We start from the raw sequence: 16,397 nt of genomic DNA, 5'->3' as shown, positions 1-16,397 counted from the left end.
TGTCATCTCACTTTCTTTTTGGATTTCTTTCTTACCGGATATTTTGGTGCAGAAGATTTTAACTGTTCTTGCTTAATATCTTTTAGCTCCTGACGAACAGATGGTCTATCCGTAGTAGCTGTTGATTTTTTTCTTTCGACGGTTTTCTTCTTGTTTTCTTTCTTCAATGTTTTTGAAGATGGCTCGAACGGAGTACCGTCCTTGCTTGTCCGAGCCTTGTTGGGGTTTGATTTTTCATCCATCAGTTTTGATAACAATGCATCATGTTCTTCATCACTTAAAGGCTTTGCATCTTTGATCTTTTGTTGGGATAAAACCGATTCACGAATTGCTTTAGTATCAATGGTAGCTAAGTCAAATTTATCTACCATTCTAGATATCTTAGAAGCATCTTCTGCTTTGACCATGATATCTACGATCCCATCTGTATTGTTCTTTTCTTTTAATACAGAATAGAGGACACCATAATGTTTTGCTTCTTCACAAAACTTTTTTAAGTCAGAATGGTGAATCGCGAATACTTTTAATTCCTTATTGGATTTTAATAGGTTATCTAGATTTGTTTTTCCTTTGATTTTCTTGTTGTCACTAATGATTGCATACAAAGTGACAGCTAAAGATTTGGCAGCTGTACCACCAGCTTTTAATCCAATTTCAGCAGCTACTTGAATACCTTCTAATGTCATCTTCATCATTTGATCTGCAGTATCGGCACTGTTCATAAATTCAAGCTCCTTTCGTATTCTTTTTGTGTTTGCATACGCTGTGTTTCTAGTGCATTTATCATTTTTAGTTTTTCTTCAATATCGGGTACTCTCTTTTCTATATCTTCGCATATTCGAATTTCCTTTTTCCCATGTGCAATTTTAGAAGTGAGTGTATCTCGATCTTGTTCTAATTGTTGTTTCAAATCATGATTACGACATCTTTTGATTTTGCTGTAAATGGATTTTCTTTGATTCATCCAGTTTTCTATTTGATTGTTTAATTCCAATTTAAAAGCAAGCACATCTTCCACTGTTTCAAGATTATGTTTGCCAATGAATGTATTTTCGTTTGTGATTTTGTCCATATAAATCAAATCCTTTCTAAGTGATGGACTTGGATATTTTTGTGGTATGCCTTTTGGTTTTAAGATACCTAATTCAAAACAATATCGAATATACATCGCTTTGATTCCTTTTAATTTTCTATGATTGCCTTGATATTCTTTACAAGGTATAACATCTTTAACAGATGACTGCATGGGAAACAAGAAGTTACTGTTAATCCGTTCCATCAAATGTTCTTCATCATAGCGATTATCACGAGTCAGTTTATAAAAGCGAAATGTTCTTTTAGATTGTGGATGTTTTAAAGTCCAATGTTTACCATTCAAATTTACAACATATCCAATTTCTTCAAGACTAGATTGAAACTGTTCAGGTGTTCTTGCATACAATAAAACAGAATCCACGTCATAGCGAATCAATTTCCGTAAATAGATAGAATCATTCTTTTCTGCTTTCCATTCTCCATAATTCATCGCTTTGCCTTCCGGTTTTGTGATGACAGTTAAACCATGCTCTTTACAGATTGCATCATTTAATTCACGGAAGTGATCGATATCAGCTTTCTTATTGTCATACTTTTTACCATCTACCCAGGAAACGGAGTTTACCACGAAATGATTGTGTAGATGGTCTTTATCCAAATGAGTAGAAACAACCACTTCAAATCGATTGCCCCACATTTGTTTAGCAAGCTGAACACCTAATGCATGGCATTGTTCTGGTGTCACTTCACCTGGCTTAAAAGATTGCACCGCATGAAAGGCAAGGCGACCATCCATCTTGTTGTAAGAAAGCTTTGTATTCATCATCTGTTTTAAGGCCGTACGAGGTTCACAATTGATTCCGGTAATAAACTCTTTTTCGTTTGTTTTATAGCCTTGGGTAGTGTAAGTTAAAACTTCTTTTAAACCATCACTCATATCTTCTTTTGTTTTATCTGGATTTTTAATATAGTTTAGGACACGATTTAAATCATCTTTTACTGCCCATATTTTGGTAATTGCCATACTTCCTCCATATTGATTGGTTGTCGAATCAAAATCATAATCTCATTGATTTGATCTTGCAGCTTTTCATAGTTTTCCATGTAAAAGGATTTATCCATTGCATTTTGTGTATAAACAGATATCGCGATTTGATTCATGTTTTCAGCAATCTCTCTTAAAATTTCGATTACTTCGATGAATTCTTTAGTAGGCGCAGGTCTAGGTAACAAACCGTTTATACACATTCGAAGGTAAGATTCTCGTGACAGATTTGATTCTTTAACCAGATTGTTAAGATGATCCAAGTCATTATTCGTTAATCTGACTTTGATTTCTTTTTTCTTCGATTTTGTTTTCATTGTAGAAAGCACCCTGAACAAATAAAACTGTACCCATTCCAATCATTCCACCACCAAGGAAACTGATAAAACATAGTGTTATACTATTAAACATTTTCATGTACCTCCAATTTTAAAAGAGCTATCAACAAATTGTGATAGCTCAGGGTCTTAGGGATATTCCCTAAATACTTGTCTTTTGTCCCCAAAAGACGTTGCTTGTTACAACTGTAGACATTAATTGGCTACAGTCTTTTTCTTGTCCGAAATCAAATCTGCAAGATCTTGATCCATTTTTTCTAGCATTTCCTTCTTTTGATTCAATAATTTTAGATTCGCAGTTAGAATATTGTTTTCATCCGAAAGTGCTTTGATTCGTTCTTCATTTTTGATTTTTTTCTTTTCGATATTGGCAATTCTTTTAATGATATCTTCGTATTTTATCATTTTGAAATCCCCAATCTCTAATGAAGCAATTGCGAATATTTATGTTTATTGATTCGCTTTTCATAGTCATCTGCTTTTTCTAAAATGTGTTCGTCTTTATCGTAATGATACAAATGATCAGATAGCTTTTTATCAGGATCGACCATCTCTGATTTGTTAACTGAAAGAAGCATTTCTTTGACATGATCAATATTTAAAGATGGCGAATCACATAATGCAATACACTCATCTGTTGATGATGGAATAATATATAAGTTATGTTCTAATTTTTCAGCCAAATCATTTAAAACCCCTGCATAGAACATTGTGGCTGCACCATCTGTCTTGTGTTCATTTGTCAAAACAACAAGTTGATGTTCTTTTTCTTCTAAGGCTATATCTTTTGGAATTCCCATCAACATGGTTTCTAGTGGAAGAATTTCAGGCTTCATCATGTTTGGAGATGAGATAAGTGCATCATTATGAAGTTTATTTACATCGATTCCATAGGCATCCATCAGTTGATTTGTAACCTTGGCTGCACAAAAACGTTCATCCGTAGTTTTGATCATGACCTTATAAACAATCGCAAGATCTCCAATAATGGTGTGAGGCATAGTGGTTAAATCATTTTTATTTTCTTCAGCATTGATAACTGTCATAAACAAATAATCTTTCACAGCATTGTAATCAAGCAGAGCATTAACATCATCTAAAACTTTGTCGTTGTGTACCATTTTCCACTAACCTCCATCTTTAAATTCTTAAAATAAAAAGCCAATCTTTCTAGATTAGCTGTACTGAATTCCATAGTTTCTATATTATTCATTTTCTAAGTTCTCCATTTCTTCATACAATCCATAGAAGGGATCACTGGTATCTATTTCATTTACTTCATCTTCATAACTATCAATCGCAAATATCATGTATTCAACAATATCGTTATACATATTTCGTTTTGCTTCTTCTAATGCATTGACTCCTTCTTCAAAGGAAATTGTTTCTAAAGTATTTGTGGAAGTTTCTTTTGCATATGTGTAATTTGTAATGGTATCTTCTACAGATTCAAGCATCAGCAACTGAGCCTGAATGATTTGTTTATCTTCCAAGTGAAGATTGGCATAATTGTAAATTCTAGTGTTGTAAGTCATTGCTTTTTCCTCCTTTTGCCTTTGGTTTTTCCATATCCATTTCATCTAATTCAATGGAATAAATACGTTCATTTTGTTGTTCACCAAAAAGTTGAGCCATCAATTCTGAATCATTCTTTGTGGATTCATAGGCATTCAAATATTCATTATCAATAAGATGGAATTTCTTCTTCTGTGCTTTTTCATTTTCTACAAGTTCTGTAGCTGTAATCTTTAATGCAGCTTCTTCATTCAGCTCTAAATTATCTGGTGTTTTGTTTAAATCCATCAACAACAATGTTTCATTGAACAGAATGGGTTCTTCATCCTTTAAAGCTTTCATTTGTTTAAACATGATATTTAAGAACTGCTTCTTTACCTGATCATTAACTAAAACTTCTACAGGCTGATCTAGAATATCCTTATAATGTTTTGATGGAACAACAGTAGGTTGTTTTGTGTCCGGATTAATATAGGCATAGGTCATACGACTAATATTTTCACAGACTTCTTTGATCTTCATTTTCTGAAATAAATCAAATTGCTTATTCAAATTACATCACCTTCACTTTCTTAAATTTGAATAACAAAAAAGAGAAAGCATCAACTTTCCCTTGATCATAATTACAAACTGTATTTCTTTCGAATTTCTTTTATTGCAATATCTGCATCTTTCCCTTTTCCATCTTTAGATTGCTTTCTTGATTTTTCTAATCGTTCAAGAAATTCTTTTTCTGATAATTGTTTAAGATTTTTTTGTTTCATCTATGACTCCAATTCTAACAATCAAATTCTGATTCTAGTGTTTCCCAAGGAAGCACTAATACTTCTGGTATTTCACGATTCAAAAACAGTTTGATTCCTATCGCTTTTGCTACTAGAAGAAGTAAGTTGTCTAGCTTTTGTTTTTCTATTTCTGTTCCTTTGAAATTCTGCTCTGTTCGATAATCAATTGGATAAACAGGAATCATCCGGTCTAAAGGAGCTTGTAAATTTAAAATCGATTGCACATAGTATTTGCTCATAATAAGGCACCGCATTGTTTAATGTTCAAAGATGGGATATCTGCAGCATATAAATAAAGTGTATCTTCCCATCCAGTTCCATCTTGTTTTAATAAAACAATGCCTTCAAAATCTTTCAATTGTTTTATCACCTCGTGAAAGATTATAAAGTGTTTGCAATGCAATTTCTAATATAGAATTTAATGTTTTCCAGGTTGCTTTTGCACATCTTCTAGGAAATCTTTGATTGCTTCTTTAGACGCAACATTGTTATCTATAAACATTTATTTGATTTCATCCTTTTGCAGAGCTTCCTGTAAGAATTCAGAAGTTAAAATAATTTGTAACCAACAGAAAATCAAAAAAATGTCGATAGTAACGAATTTTTATGAATTAATTCTTCATTTACATCTTTATAAGAAGTTGGATGTTCATCAATACATGGATATTTTGAATTCAAAATGGAAATAATTTTAGATGTTGCGCCAATACCAACTTCATCATTATCCAGATGAAAGATAATTGTTTTGATATTTGGATTTCTTTCTAAATACGCTTTTAGTGCAATAGGAATATCGGCTTCAGATTTACTCGCAATCTTATCACTGGCACCAGCAAGAGATAGATAATTAAATTCTGTATAATCTATTTCATCCATTTTTAAAAGTGTCATGTAGGACAATAAATCAATAGCTGCTTCAAATACATGCAGTTCATTACTATTTTTATTTGTGTAATTGAAACTAAACGCTTTATTACTTCCGGCATGATCTAATTTAAAATTCTTAAAGATGCTTCGTTTAAATGCATAGGCTGGTTTATCTTTATCATATCCAACAAACACGGCATTCTTGAAGTTAGCGGATTGATAAATCATTCCTTTGGATATGAAGTCATCGACAATATCTTTATCGATTTTTCGTATTTCGCACAGATAACGAATCACTAGATCATTGTTCTTATCTTTGACTGGTAATTCAAATGGCTTTATTGGTTTTGGATGATAATAAGTTGTTACTGGTTCACTTACATTCATTAATTCGGATAAGTAGTTGCAAGCATCTTTAAATTCATAACCTTCTACAATTATCAAATAATCAAGTGCAGATGTTCCACCTTTACCTTGTGACCACCAATACCATTTTCCATTGGAAAAATGCAAGGAATCATGATCTCGATGATAATAATCTGTTCTCCCGTTTTTTACTAACAGGTCTGGTGCATAGTTTCTTAAATAATCAAAGGCAGATAGGGTTCTTACTTTTTCTAGAACATCTTTTCGTATAAATCGTTTACTCATCTTTCCAACTCCTTACTTTTTGGTGCCATCTTTGCGATTCCATTTTCTTTGCAAAACTTTCGAACACCAGATGGATTTTCTTTTGTGGATAATTCAAGTTCATCTGTATAAATTGTTTCTACTTTGTATTTTTGTTCCTGGATATTGTGAATCCACTGATTCATAAAACGATTTAATTCATTAGCACGAAATGGATCACCATCCACTCGTTGGTAGAATTGAAGATTATCCTGTTGATAAGACTGTGGATAGAGCAGTCTGTTTTCTTTATCCACTGTAAATTCAATATCAGGATCAGCCATTAAATCACCATTCAATTCATAGTTATGAGCCATCGCAAAACGATCATCATCAATGATTTCCACGTTCAGATCCATAAATCCAGGTGTTGTATATTTCATGTAGTAAGCATCATGGGTCAGTAATGGTTGAGCAATTTGTTCAAATAATTCATAGTTTCTATGTTCAATAGAATTTTCAATAAACCAGTTCTTACTTGTATCAAAATTTTGATTCGTAAATGCTTCAAAACATACAGTTCGAAGGGCTTGGTAATAGTCATGATTGTTTCCGAACAAAAAAGCCTGATCAGAAAATTCAGGCTTACTATTGATAACATCATAGATTTGTTGATCTACCATTTCATGAATATCCGAAGTGGATACATTTGGATCATCTAGTGCGTCTTTATACTGTTTCATTAGAGAAGAAACTTGAATCACAATATCGTGATTCATCTGTTCCATTTCTAATGGCGTTATATATTTATTTTTGATTTCTATCATATGCAGTTTCTCCTTAAATACAGGTTCTAGTTGTTCAATCATTTCATGAGCTGTACTTTGAATATTGTTTAAGATTGAATTCAATTCGTCAAAATCTTTGTTGGCGTAACTTGCGATATAGCCAAAGGAATATTCTGAAGTATCTAATCCAAAATGATCACATAACACAAAAGCCAGCGATTCGGCTTCAATTTCTCGCTGGTTTTGATCTTTATTGGTTTGTTTATGAAGCAGGCTGTGAGCATACTCGTGGATCAATGTTTTAGCGATTTGTAGATCTTCTAAATCTTTATTGATCACAATTTTATCTTTTGAAGGTGAGTAATATCCTTTAGCACCTGTCATAAGATTTAAATCTTCCGTTTCAATCTTAAATTCAATTGGAATTGTACAAATGGATTGTACAGATTGAATGATTGCTTGAGATTCATGACTGGATCCTGTTAAATTATGAATCAAAGAAGGGATAGGTTCACCTGAAGTTTGCGATATATCAAATACAGTAGTTGTCTTAAATCGAGTAATATTTACTTGTCGTTGTTCTTGGATGGGTGAACCTGATTCATCCAATTCAACATTTCCATTTTCATCCACTTTATTCATTAATCGATCCTCTTTGTACGTAACAGGAGCAAGGATCATCAATCCTTTTTCACCTTTATCCACATGTCGATTAAAGTTTATCTGCCATGAACGATATCCAGCAACCAAACTTGCATTCGGTTTTTGAGCTAATATCAGTAAAGTGTTATTCAATGAATAATTATGAAACTTACTTAAGCAAGATAAATATTGTTTAAAAGAATCAGAAGAATATACATCTTTTACACCTTGTTCAATCATTTCAAAAGCTTGTTTAGTTTTTTCATTCGAAGATTTAAAATTAGTCAATCACATCACCATCCTTTCTAAAATAGGGTAAAAGAAAAGCACTACCGAAGTAATGCTTTCATATGGTATCTCAACATGAATTTATTCATTAATATCCACGATATTTATAAAGCATATCACTGAGCTCTTCATTTTTCTTTATAAAATCCAACAAATATTCTTTGGTTATTTCAAATTGAATATTTCCATCTTTTTTTCGAGTTTTTGTCGCAAGTATTTGCTCTCCTTGTTTTGATGTAATTCTAAATCCATGAATTATTCTATTTCTCATCTCAACTATTTCAGAAAATAATATTTCAATATCCTTATTTCCTGTATTTCTAGAAATTGTATCTGCTATAGATTTTTTAAGTTTTCCAGATTCCAAATCAATAAGATTATACCAATCATATGCATTGCTTGTATGAATAATATTTTCTATAATAAATCCATTATTTGAACTAAAGACACACAGAGCACTACCCAACAATTCACGATATTCTTTTGAGGGTAATGATTGTCTTGTGTAAGGTTCGTACATTTTTATGCCTCCTCGTTTCGTAATCTATCTAATTCAACGATATCATACAATTATTAACATTTCATGAATTTATGGATTTTTTGAATTAGTCTGTTCTTTTTGCTAGTATGACAATTCTCTTGTTATCATTTCTTGTATCACAAGTCACTAAAGTCATCAGCTTATCATCCGTATTGACTGAAATACCTGTTTTATAAAGCCCTCGATTGATAGAATCAGAGATAAAGGCATTGAATGAAGTATCTGAATCCCAACTGGATTGTGTAAATTCTAAAGAATCATTTAAATTGTTTAGATCTACATTCATTACTTCAAATATCTGATAAGTTCTTGTTTCATTTTCTGTAATGAACTTGAATGTTGGATGCTCTTTGTAGTAGCTTTGATTAATATAGCTCATTAATGGTGTAAAGATGATACTATTCCATTTACTGGAATGACCATAAATCACAACATTTTTTGAATCAATATTTCCATCTGCCGATACAAATGGTATTCCGGCATTTGCATATTCTTTGTTGATGTTTTTACGAACATAGTAATCATTATCCGGAGCCTGTACAATAGGTTCATAAATAACTCTATTATCAGATTCTAGTATTCCAACAATATCATTATTGGCTTGTTTAAGAAGAGATAAAGAAAGCTCCTTTTCAGAAGCTTCCTCATTATCTTTATTCTCTTTTGTTGTTTTATTTGCCTTAGATTCTACATAGTAATCCGAATAATCATAAGATTTCTTTGTACCAAACTCACTATATAGAATACCACCTAGAAGACTTGCAGTTACTATCGCAAGTGCTGCTATTTTTATTTTCTTATATTTCATACTATCTATACCCCTGTATTTGGAACGACGATACGTGCATTTTCAAAATAATAAATAATTGTATCGGTTTCCTCATCTGCCTCTACTTTATAAGCTTTAGACTTATCAGCTAACTGATAAGAAGTAGGTGCTTTAATTTCTTTGAACTCATATTCATGCCCATAAATAGCATCCGCTAATACTGCTTTTCCATCTTTTACAACATGTTTTGTTACTCTGTTATCTCCAACTTTTCTAGAATAATAAGTACCATCATCAATATCTAAAACAATCTGTTTGTTTTCATCGGTTTTAACTGTCTTAATAATCTTTTTAAAATCTTCATCCTTAGAGATTTCATATTCTTCATTTGTATCATCACCGACAATCATTAACTGACCAGATGCAAGGGTAGTGACATAAGATTTTGCTGTTTTATCATAAACTTCAAAAATTGCACCATTTAAGAAATGATCATGATGATCTTTGTCCACTTTGTTGACATCTAATTCAATACGACGTTTTTCATTGTGTAATTCCATAGGAACAATGACTGCTGATTTTGCCGTATCTTCATCATAGTTGAATGTAAAATCATGTTCTTCTTCATCTAATTTGAAACCTACATTTGTTTCGAGTTCCTTCACATAGTAATCCCCAGTAGGAAGATCCAACTGTTCAACATTTTTACCATCTTTATCAATAGTTAAAGTACCAACTAATCCATCCGCAGGAATAATGACTTTATCATCGACTGTAATATCGTTTTTAGAATAGACGCCAAAGACAACATCTTTGTAAGCATCTTTGTCTTCATCTTCAAATGTTTTAGTAATCTGTAAATCTAGTTTTTGTCTTTCGTTGACATAAGCCTGTTTGATTTCAACAACATCAATCATTTGACCTGCATATTCAATATCAAAATCATAGCTATTTTCATCTAATACAAATCCTGTTTGCGTTGCAGTTTCTTTAATAGAGTATTTACCTAACTGGAGTAAGGAAGAAGTTGTAATTCCATCACCTGTTGTAAATGTATCTACAACATCCCCTTTATGAAACCACACAGTTCCTTCAGGTGTAACGATATCTTCACGTGCTGTGATTTCATACGTAACACCAGATAGATATTTTTCTTTATAGACTGGTGTATAAAGTGTTCCATAATCTGTTTTGAATTCTTTGGCACCAGATAGCATTTCACCGCTCTTTTCAACATAGACCTGTCCTTTTTGGGTCTTGTTGTCAAAGTTCATAAAAATTTCTGTACTAGAACCATCTACATTGATTGGAATTTCTGTATCTTTTAACACATAGCCATGTGGTGCTTTGATTTCAACCAATTTATATTCTCCATATTTTAAAGGAGCAGGTAAGTGAACAGAACCATCCTCATCGGTTTTAAATACATCTGTTGTATATTTTTTAGGATATGTCACAGTCTGAGTTACATAGTTTCCATCTGCATCTTTGATTTTGAATTCAACACCAGCAGCAGGAATACGTTTACCTGTTTCGCTGTCTGTTTTATAGATTGTTAATTCAGCTTTGATTGTATCGTTATAGATATTGTAGAAATATGTCTTTTGATCTTTGTCAATTTTTGCTTCAAATGGATCTAAAGTATCATAACCTTTTGTTTCGTGTTCTTTAACGATATAAGTTCCATATGGAAGATAATTACTGATTGCTCGACCATCTTCATCTGTTGTTAATGTGGATACAACTTTGCCACTTGATTTTAGGATAATATCAAACTTGAATCCTTTGCCTGGTTTTTGAACATTCGATTGGAATAAACCATATTTATCTTTATCAACAGTTTTCGCAATTTCAATACGTCCTTTGATAACCTGATCCTTAATGGTTGTATTAAACGTTGAAGGTGTATTATCACCTGAATAATCCAAAGTTACAGAATTACAATTGTTGTTTGTAAGATAGCCTTCGGGAGAAGCAACTTCACATACATTTAAAGTTGTTCCAACAGGATACTTTTTAGATTTTACTTTTGATCCATTTGTTGTAATGGTTTCAAGTGTATTGCCACTTGTATCTTTAATGGCAAAGGTTGCTCCATTAAATGTGGCATCCCCTTGTGTTTTGTTGCCTGTTTCTGCGTCTTGTTTTTCCACTTCAATATCGGCATACATCAAATCAAAATTTAATTTGAAATTTGGTGTTGGATCACTACGAGTGGCCATATAGATAACTTTTTGATCTGAGCCAGCACCATAGATGATATGAACATCTCTTGCAGTTTTAGTGCGACTAAAAGTAATTGTTTTGTCGTAATTTTCAGACGTAATGGAAACAGTTAAATTATTGCCGTTTACAGAAGCATTGATACCATTGGCATTCGTAATAGAGTAATTAGCCAAGGTTCCTTTTGTATCAGTTAAAGTAATAGGTGTATTTAAACCCATCTTGATTGTCTGATTGTTGAAAGAAGGTCTTCCTTGTGGCAGACTTCTTAAAGAATTGATGGTATTAATTTCACCAGAGACATCTAATGGAGTAACACCATCTGGTAAATAAGGATCATACCATTTATCTACGATCTGCCAGATCAATAACTGTGTAGCTACATAGTAGTTATCTGTTTCATGTCCTGGATAAGAATAACCATAATAGTTGATTTCCCAAATAGCCTGTCTTTGACTTTCTGATAAATCATCCCATTTTGTATTGTTCACTGGATAATCATGATTGATATCAAATAAAGCACTTGGTTCAATACAGTAAACAACATTGCCATCTACTGTTAATTTACGAACATAATCATATCCATAGACACCAACACCATTGATTCTTGCCAGTCTTTCACTAGCAAAACCAGGTGTTGATCTTGCATAAGGATTTGTATGCATATCTTCATAAACTTCAGGAAACACATCTTCAACTGTACCAAGTTCCGTGACTGTTTCCGTTGCCTCACTGTAATCCTCATTAGGATCCGTTTCTTGAGCATGTACAGAAAGCGTATTTGTCATTGAATTCAATATCACAAGTGTCGTTAAGAAAAACTTACTTGCTTTCTTCAATATGTTTTTCATATCTCATTTTCCTTTCATTTAAATTGTTGCAACAAAAAAGACGAGAAGATCTCGCCAAAGTATTTAGTCAATTGTCATTTATCACATCCTTTACTGAATCAAAGTTCCATTACTCCAAAGGTTCAAACCATAATAGGCAATACTATGATCATTGCGATAAACAGGCTGCACAGAGTAATTTGTGATTTCAATATCACCGATGTACATCACTTCATCCAAGTAATACATACCTGCAGCATCTGCTTCAGCTTGTGATCCGTAGGTTGCATAGTAAAAGTTTGCATCTAAAATCACATCACAACTCACATCTGGATTGACTCCACCTGGACAAGCATAACTTGGTCTTGTCGGTTCTGGAGTAGGTGTAGATTCTACCGCAGGTTCTTGTTTGGATTCATTAGGCTTTTCAACAGGCTGACTTACAACATCATTGTTCGATTTATCTGATGTATTGGAACTGTTTGAAGTTGAATATTCTTTATCTGAACCGGAAGAACTCTTACTAGAACCTTCTTTTTTGGAATTTTGTTTTTTGCTTTCCGAAGAAACACTGGCTGTAGTCTCACTTTTACTTGTAGATGTTTGCTTACTTGAAGATTTTTGAGATTCATTTTTTTCAGTAGATTTGCCTTTGTTTTCCAATTTCTCAGATTCTGATTTTTTGGGTTGAGTTACTTCACTGGATTCTTCGTTCTTGCCAACATTCTTATGTTTACTAACATTTGCCGAAGTATCTTCCGTAAACTTTTCTACAGTAGGTACAGATACATCTTGATTCATGTTAAAGATGATTCCACTTCCAACAAGTACACTTGAAACACATAATGCAATTAACTTTCTTTTCATTGTTTTTACCTCCAATTGTATGTCTTGATAAATATCTCTATCTTAAAAATACATGCTTTTCTAAATCATTACCTAGATACAAATATTTCTACTACTTACTTAATAACAACATTTTTTCTTTTTCGGTAGGTAATAAAGATTGTTTCGGTAGGTAGGAGGGGTTTTAGGGGAGGCTACAGTCACACGCCCTGACGCAAAGACAAACTGCCCCTCCAACAGTTTGGAAACAATCACAAGTAGAAAAAAAGCAGTTGCATGTTCAACTACCGTTCTTGTTCTCGTGATCTTTTCTTTGCCCAGTTTTCCAGCAAGTGAATCATCAAATCCTTCTTCTTGCCTGGTGTGAAGTCCTTGGGAAAATATTTATCGATTTCCTTCATTTGAAAAGATAATTTTTCTCTTTGGTTTGGTTTTTCCTCCGATAAAGTGTCTTCAATGAATTCGGATGTTAATTCACCATCATGACTCAATCTTTTGAATTCCTGACATTGCGCTAAAGATGGTGTTCGTTGATTTTCAACAATTGCATTGGCTAGATCATACTGTTCAGATTCTGTTAAATACGAAAGTTCAACAGCTGGATTAAATGCAATCTTGATTTCATTTTCATGGCGTCCATCCACCATTTCTTGTAATGGTTCAATCAGATAGGTTAAGCGGATAAAACGACGTATTTGATTTCTGTCTAATCCTAATTGTTCACCTAATAATTCTACTGAATATTTATTTTTTGACTTCTGCTCAACTTGAGTAGAAGTTGATTTTGAATATTCAACAGGTACATCATCGATATTAATATCTACTCGTTTTCCTTGATGTTTCATAGCTTCAAGTCGCATTTTGTAGGCGTAACCACGTTCACTAGGATAAATGTTTTCACGTTGAATATTGGAATCGACCATTAATATCGTTGCCTGGTCATCATCCAAATCTCGGATAATTACATTCATTTCTTTTCTTCCTAGCTGTGACAAGGCAAATTTACGCCTGTGACCAGAAATCATTTCATACGATCCATCTTTTTTTGGACGAACTAATGCAGGCATCAGCATATCGTTTTCCTTAATCGAATCAATAAGCTTTGCCATATCCTCATCCATCGTGACATGGAAGGGATGTCCTTTAAAATCTGTAATCTTATCTATAGGGATTGTCATTACTTTTTCACTATTGGCTTCTTGTCTTTCTTCTTCTGTAGAAAACAAAGAGTCATAGCTAGGCAATCCTAAATCTAGTTTTGGCAAATGTGCCACCTCCTTAAAATAGAGTGAGTTGTATTGTATTTTTCATTGTTTGATGATTCCATTCATCAATGGCTTGATCTGCATTTTGTTTGGTTTGTGTCCTTGCAGAACACAAAGTACATGTAACATATTGACCATAATATCCATTGATTTTTTTACTGTCCCAATCAATCAACAAATGTGCTGCACCATGACAATAGGGACATCGTTTAATTCTAGTCATTTAACAATTCAAAAGACTCAACAACGACATTGGTTGAATACTGTTTTTTACCATCTTTTTCATAAGAGCTTGTACGAAGATTGCCTACAATACAAAATCCTGTATCTTTATCACCATGTTTACAGATATCATTTGCCATATCACCAAAGGCAATACAGTTAATATAATCTGACCATGGTTTCTTTCCATCTCGTAAACAAGCTAAAGAGAACTTCACAAAAGTATTTCCTTTTCCATTCTTGGATACTTCAATATCTCTTGTCAAAGTTCCAAATAATTCCACATGATTGTTTTTCATTCTACTTCTCCTAAAGACTTATTTCATCTTTTTGTCTTATTTTTGGATTTTTTACCAATTCTTTTGTCAGATTATCATAGGCGACAGCTACTTTTGAATCTTTGGCATACGCATAGATACTTTTACCGGAAATAGATGCTTCACTTGCTTTTGTAGCTTTTGGAATGATCGTATCAAATACACGAATGTTCTTTCCAAAGCTTTCTCGTATCGTATCAATCGTACTTTTGGTAATGTTTGTATTTAGATCCGCAAGTGTCATTACAATTCCAGTAATCTTCAAATTACTATTAATCTTACGCTGCACTTTATTGACCGTCTGTAACAATTTCGTCATTCCTTTAGCTGGTAAATACTGAGTTTGTACTGGTATTAGTACTTCATCTGCAGCAGACAACGCATTGACGGTAAGCATACCAAGAGAAGGTGGACAATCAATAAAGATGTAATCGTATTTATCTCTTAATGGTTCAATACAATTACTTAATGTCTGTTCCCGGTTAATGACACTGACTAAACGCATTTCAAAATCGGCCAATTCAATGTTTGCCGGAATCAGATCTACATCTTCTTCGTGATGCAAAATCAAAGAATCATAATCAATGTCATTGTCATTTATATAATCGTCCAGCATAGAAGATACAGAATGTTCTAAAGCATCATTGTTTTTCCAACCTAAGCAACTTGTCAGATCACCCTGGGGATCAAAATCAACAATCAATACATCAAATCCCTGTCGTACTAATCCAATGGCCACATTCTCAGTAGTCGTTGTTTTACCAACCCCACCTTTTTGGTTTGTGACTGCGATCACTTTACATTTACGCATAAAAAAACTCCTTTCCCACAACCAATCATTTGTTGGCTATGTAAAAGGAGCAGGGAATAAGGACATAGATTAGGCTTTTAAGAAATTCATAACTAGCTTGACCATTGTTTCTTTTTCCTCTGGTCTAGATTCGGCGATCATTAATGTAATAGCAACTAAGGCGCTATCTGAAATGATTTGTTTTCCGTCAATGATTAAATGTTGATTCTTATTCAAAAATTCAAGAAAAATAGAAGCGCCAATTCGTTTGCATCCATCTACAAAAGGATGATCTTTGACTAGAAAGTACAGTAGATTAGCTGCCTTTTCTTCAATGCTTGGATAGATTTCTTGTCCAAATACATTTTGATATACAGCTGCAATAATTCCATTCAATTTGCCTGGTTCTTTTTCAACACCAAATACATCAGAAAATCCACCATATTTCATAGAATCAATAAGAGTTCTGCACTCTTCATAGGTTAATTGGTAAATAGAGTCTTTACCTTTTGGTTTAGAAATACACCCATGATCATAATCATCAAGTAATGATAGTGCATTTGAATAGGCTTCAATGACATTCAATACTTCTTTTTCTTCAATACCTAAAGTAGAAGCAAGCATCCTAGATTGAATGGATACAGTTTTGTTTAATACTTCAATTCTTTTCTCATTTATTGCG

General features: G+C 33.0%; 22 protein-coding genes. All 22 read right to left on the bottom strand.

The window, feature by feature from the left end:
• Positions 1 to 2 precede the first annotated feature (2 nt).
• Positions 3 to 722: a PcfB family protein gene (locus EUBIFOR_RS04015; protein ID WP_003864662.1), complete on the bottom strand. Its 720-nt coding sequence runs from the start codon at positions 720 to 722 to the stop codon at positions 3 to 5.
• Entirely contained in the window at positions 719 to 2,059 is a 1,341-nt protein-coding gene (locus EUBIFOR_RS04010) for a relaxase/mobilization nuclease domain-containing protein (RefSeq protein ID WP_003864661.1), read from the bottom strand. The genes EUBIFOR_RS04015 and EUBIFOR_RS04010 overlap by 4 nt, the downstream gene beginning before the upstream one ends.
• A complete protein-coding gene (locus tag EUBIFOR_RS12110; RefSeq protein ID WP_003864660.1) occupies positions 2,032 to 2,397 on the bottom strand; it encodes a plasmid mobilization protein in 366 nt (121 codons plus the stop codon). Before EUBIFOR_RS12110 ends, EUBIFOR_RS04010 begins: the two co-directional genes overlap by 28 nt.
• Positions 2,348 to 2,491 carry a hypothetical protein gene (locus tag EUBIFOR_RS12675; protein ID WP_003864659.1) on the bottom strand — a complete coding sequence of 48 codons (144 nt, stop codon included), beginning with the start codon at positions 2,489 to 2,491 and terminating at the stop codon, positions 2,348 to 2,350. Before EUBIFOR_RS12675 ends, EUBIFOR_RS12110 begins: the two co-directional genes overlap by 50 nt.
• 122 nt (positions 2,492 to 2,613) lie before the next feature.
• The gene (locus EUBIFOR_RS04000; protein ID WP_003864658.1) at positions 2,614 to 2,823 is read right to left on the bottom strand and encodes a hypothetical protein; all 210 of its coding nucleotides are present in this window, start codon (positions 2,821 to 2,823) and stop codon (positions 2,614 to 2,616) included.
• A 17-nt stretch (positions 2,824 to 2,840) separates the two neighbouring features.
• Entirely contained in the window at positions 2,841 to 3,539 is a 699-nt protein-coding gene (locus EUBIFOR_RS03995; protein ID WP_003864657.1) for a DUF5688 family protein, read from the bottom strand.
• 84 nt (positions 3,540 to 3,623) lie between these two features.
• A complete protein-coding gene (locus tag EUBIFOR_RS03990; protein WP_003864656.1) occupies positions 3,624 to 3,953 on the bottom strand; it encodes a hypothetical protein in 330 nt (109 codons plus the stop codon).
• Entirely contained in the window at positions 3,937 to 4,485 is a 549-nt protein-coding gene (locus tag EUBIFOR_RS03985; RefSeq protein ID WP_003864655.1) for a hypothetical protein, read from the bottom strand. The genes EUBIFOR_RS03990 and EUBIFOR_RS03985 overlap by 17 nt, the downstream gene beginning before the upstream one ends.
• 71 nt (positions 4,486 to 4,556) lie before the next feature.
• Positions 4,557 to 4,697: a hypothetical protein gene (locus EUBIFOR_RS12670; RefSeq protein WP_003864654.1), complete on the bottom strand. Its 141-nt coding sequence runs from the start codon at positions 4,695 to 4,697 to the stop codon at positions 4,557 to 4,559.
• Positions 4,698 to 4,711: 14 nt separating this feature from the next.
• A complete protein-coding gene (locus tag EUBIFOR_RS03980; RefSeq protein WP_003864653.1) occupies positions 4,712 to 4,957 on the bottom strand; it encodes a hypothetical protein in 246 nt (81 codons plus the stop codon).
• Complete coding sequence (locus EUBIFOR_RS13375) at positions 4,954 to 5,076, bottom strand: hypothetical protein (protein ID WP_261795742.1); 123 nt, start codon at positions 5,074 to 5,076, stop codon at positions 4,954 to 4,956. The genes EUBIFOR_RS03980 and EUBIFOR_RS13375 overlap by 4 nt, the downstream gene beginning before the upstream one ends.
• A gap of 218 nt (positions 5,077 to 5,294) precedes the next feature.
• On the bottom strand, positions 5,295 to 6,236 hold the full coding sequence (locus EUBIFOR_RS03975; RefSeq protein ID WP_003864651.1) for a DUF3991 and TOPRIM domain-containing protein: 942 nt from the start codon (positions 6,234 to 6,236) through the stop codon (positions 5,295 to 5,297).
• Complete coding sequence (locus EUBIFOR_RS12105; RefSeq protein WP_003864650.1) at positions 6,233 to 7,912, bottom strand: DUF6908 domain-containing protein; 1,680 nt, start codon at positions 7,910 to 7,912, stop codon at positions 6,233 to 6,235. Before EUBIFOR_RS12105 ends, EUBIFOR_RS03975 begins: the two co-directional genes overlap by 4 nt.
• Positions 7,913 to 8,000: 88 nt before the next feature.
• Entirely contained in the window at positions 8,001 to 8,432 is a 432-nt protein-coding gene (locus EUBIFOR_RS03965) for a hypothetical protein (protein ID WP_003864649.1), read from the bottom strand.
• Between the two features lie 85 nt (positions 8,433 to 8,517).
• Positions 8,518 to 9,261, bottom strand: coding sequence for a class B sortase (locus EUBIFOR_RS03960; RefSeq protein WP_003864648.1), 744 nt, complete (start codon positions 9,259 to 9,261; stop codon positions 8,518 to 8,520).
• Between the two features lie 5 nt (positions 9,262 to 9,266).
• On the bottom strand, positions 9,267 to 12,296 hold the full coding sequence (locus EUBIFOR_RS03955; protein WP_003864647.1) for a SpaA isopeptide-forming pilin-related protein: 3,030 nt from the start codon (positions 12,294 to 12,296) through the stop codon (positions 9,267 to 9,269).
• 90 nt (positions 12,297 to 12,386) lie between these two features.
• Positions 12,387 to 13,142, bottom strand: a complete 756-nt coding sequence (locus tag EUBIFOR_RS03950; RefSeq protein ID WP_003864646.1) for a hypothetical protein — start codon at positions 13,140 to 13,142, stop codon at positions 12,387 to 12,389.
• Between the two features lie 263 nt (positions 13,143 to 13,405).
• Positions 13,406 to 14,395, bottom strand: a complete 990-nt coding sequence (locus EUBIFOR_RS03945; protein ID WP_003864645.1) for a ParB/RepB/Spo0J family partition protein — start codon at positions 14,393 to 14,395, stop codon at positions 13,406 to 13,408.
• Positions 14,396 to 14,399: 4 nt separating this feature from the next.
• Complete coding sequence (locus EUBIFOR_RS03940) at positions 14,400 to 14,609, bottom strand: Lar family restriction alleviation protein (RefSeq protein WP_003864644.1); 210 nt, start codon at positions 14,607 to 14,609, stop codon at positions 14,400 to 14,402.
• Complete coding sequence (locus tag EUBIFOR_RS03935) at positions 14,602 to 14,907, bottom strand: single-stranded DNA-binding protein (protein WP_003864643.1); 306 nt, start codon at positions 14,905 to 14,907, stop codon at positions 14,602 to 14,604. Before EUBIFOR_RS03935 ends, EUBIFOR_RS03940 begins: the two co-directional genes overlap by 8 nt.
• A gap of 10 nt (positions 14,908 to 14,917) precedes the next feature.
• Positions 14,918 to 15,736, bottom strand: coding sequence for a ParA family protein (locus EUBIFOR_RS03930; protein ID WP_003864642.1), 819 nt, complete (start codon positions 15,734 to 15,736; stop codon positions 14,918 to 14,920).
• Between the two features lie 69 nt (positions 15,737 to 15,805).
• The coding region (locus tag EUBIFOR_RS03925) for a type II toxin-antitoxin system death-on-curing family toxin (RefSeq protein WP_003864641.1) at positions 15,806 to 16,397 on the bottom strand (592 nt) is incomplete at its 5' end.

The organism is Holdemanella biformis DSM 3989, from assembly GCF_000156655.1.
Classification (GTDB): Bacteria; Bacillota_I; Bacilli_A; order Erysipelotrichales; family Erysipelotrichaceae; genus Holdemanella; species Holdemanella biformis.
This window is presented reverse-complemented; position numbering and strand designations above follow the sequence as displayed.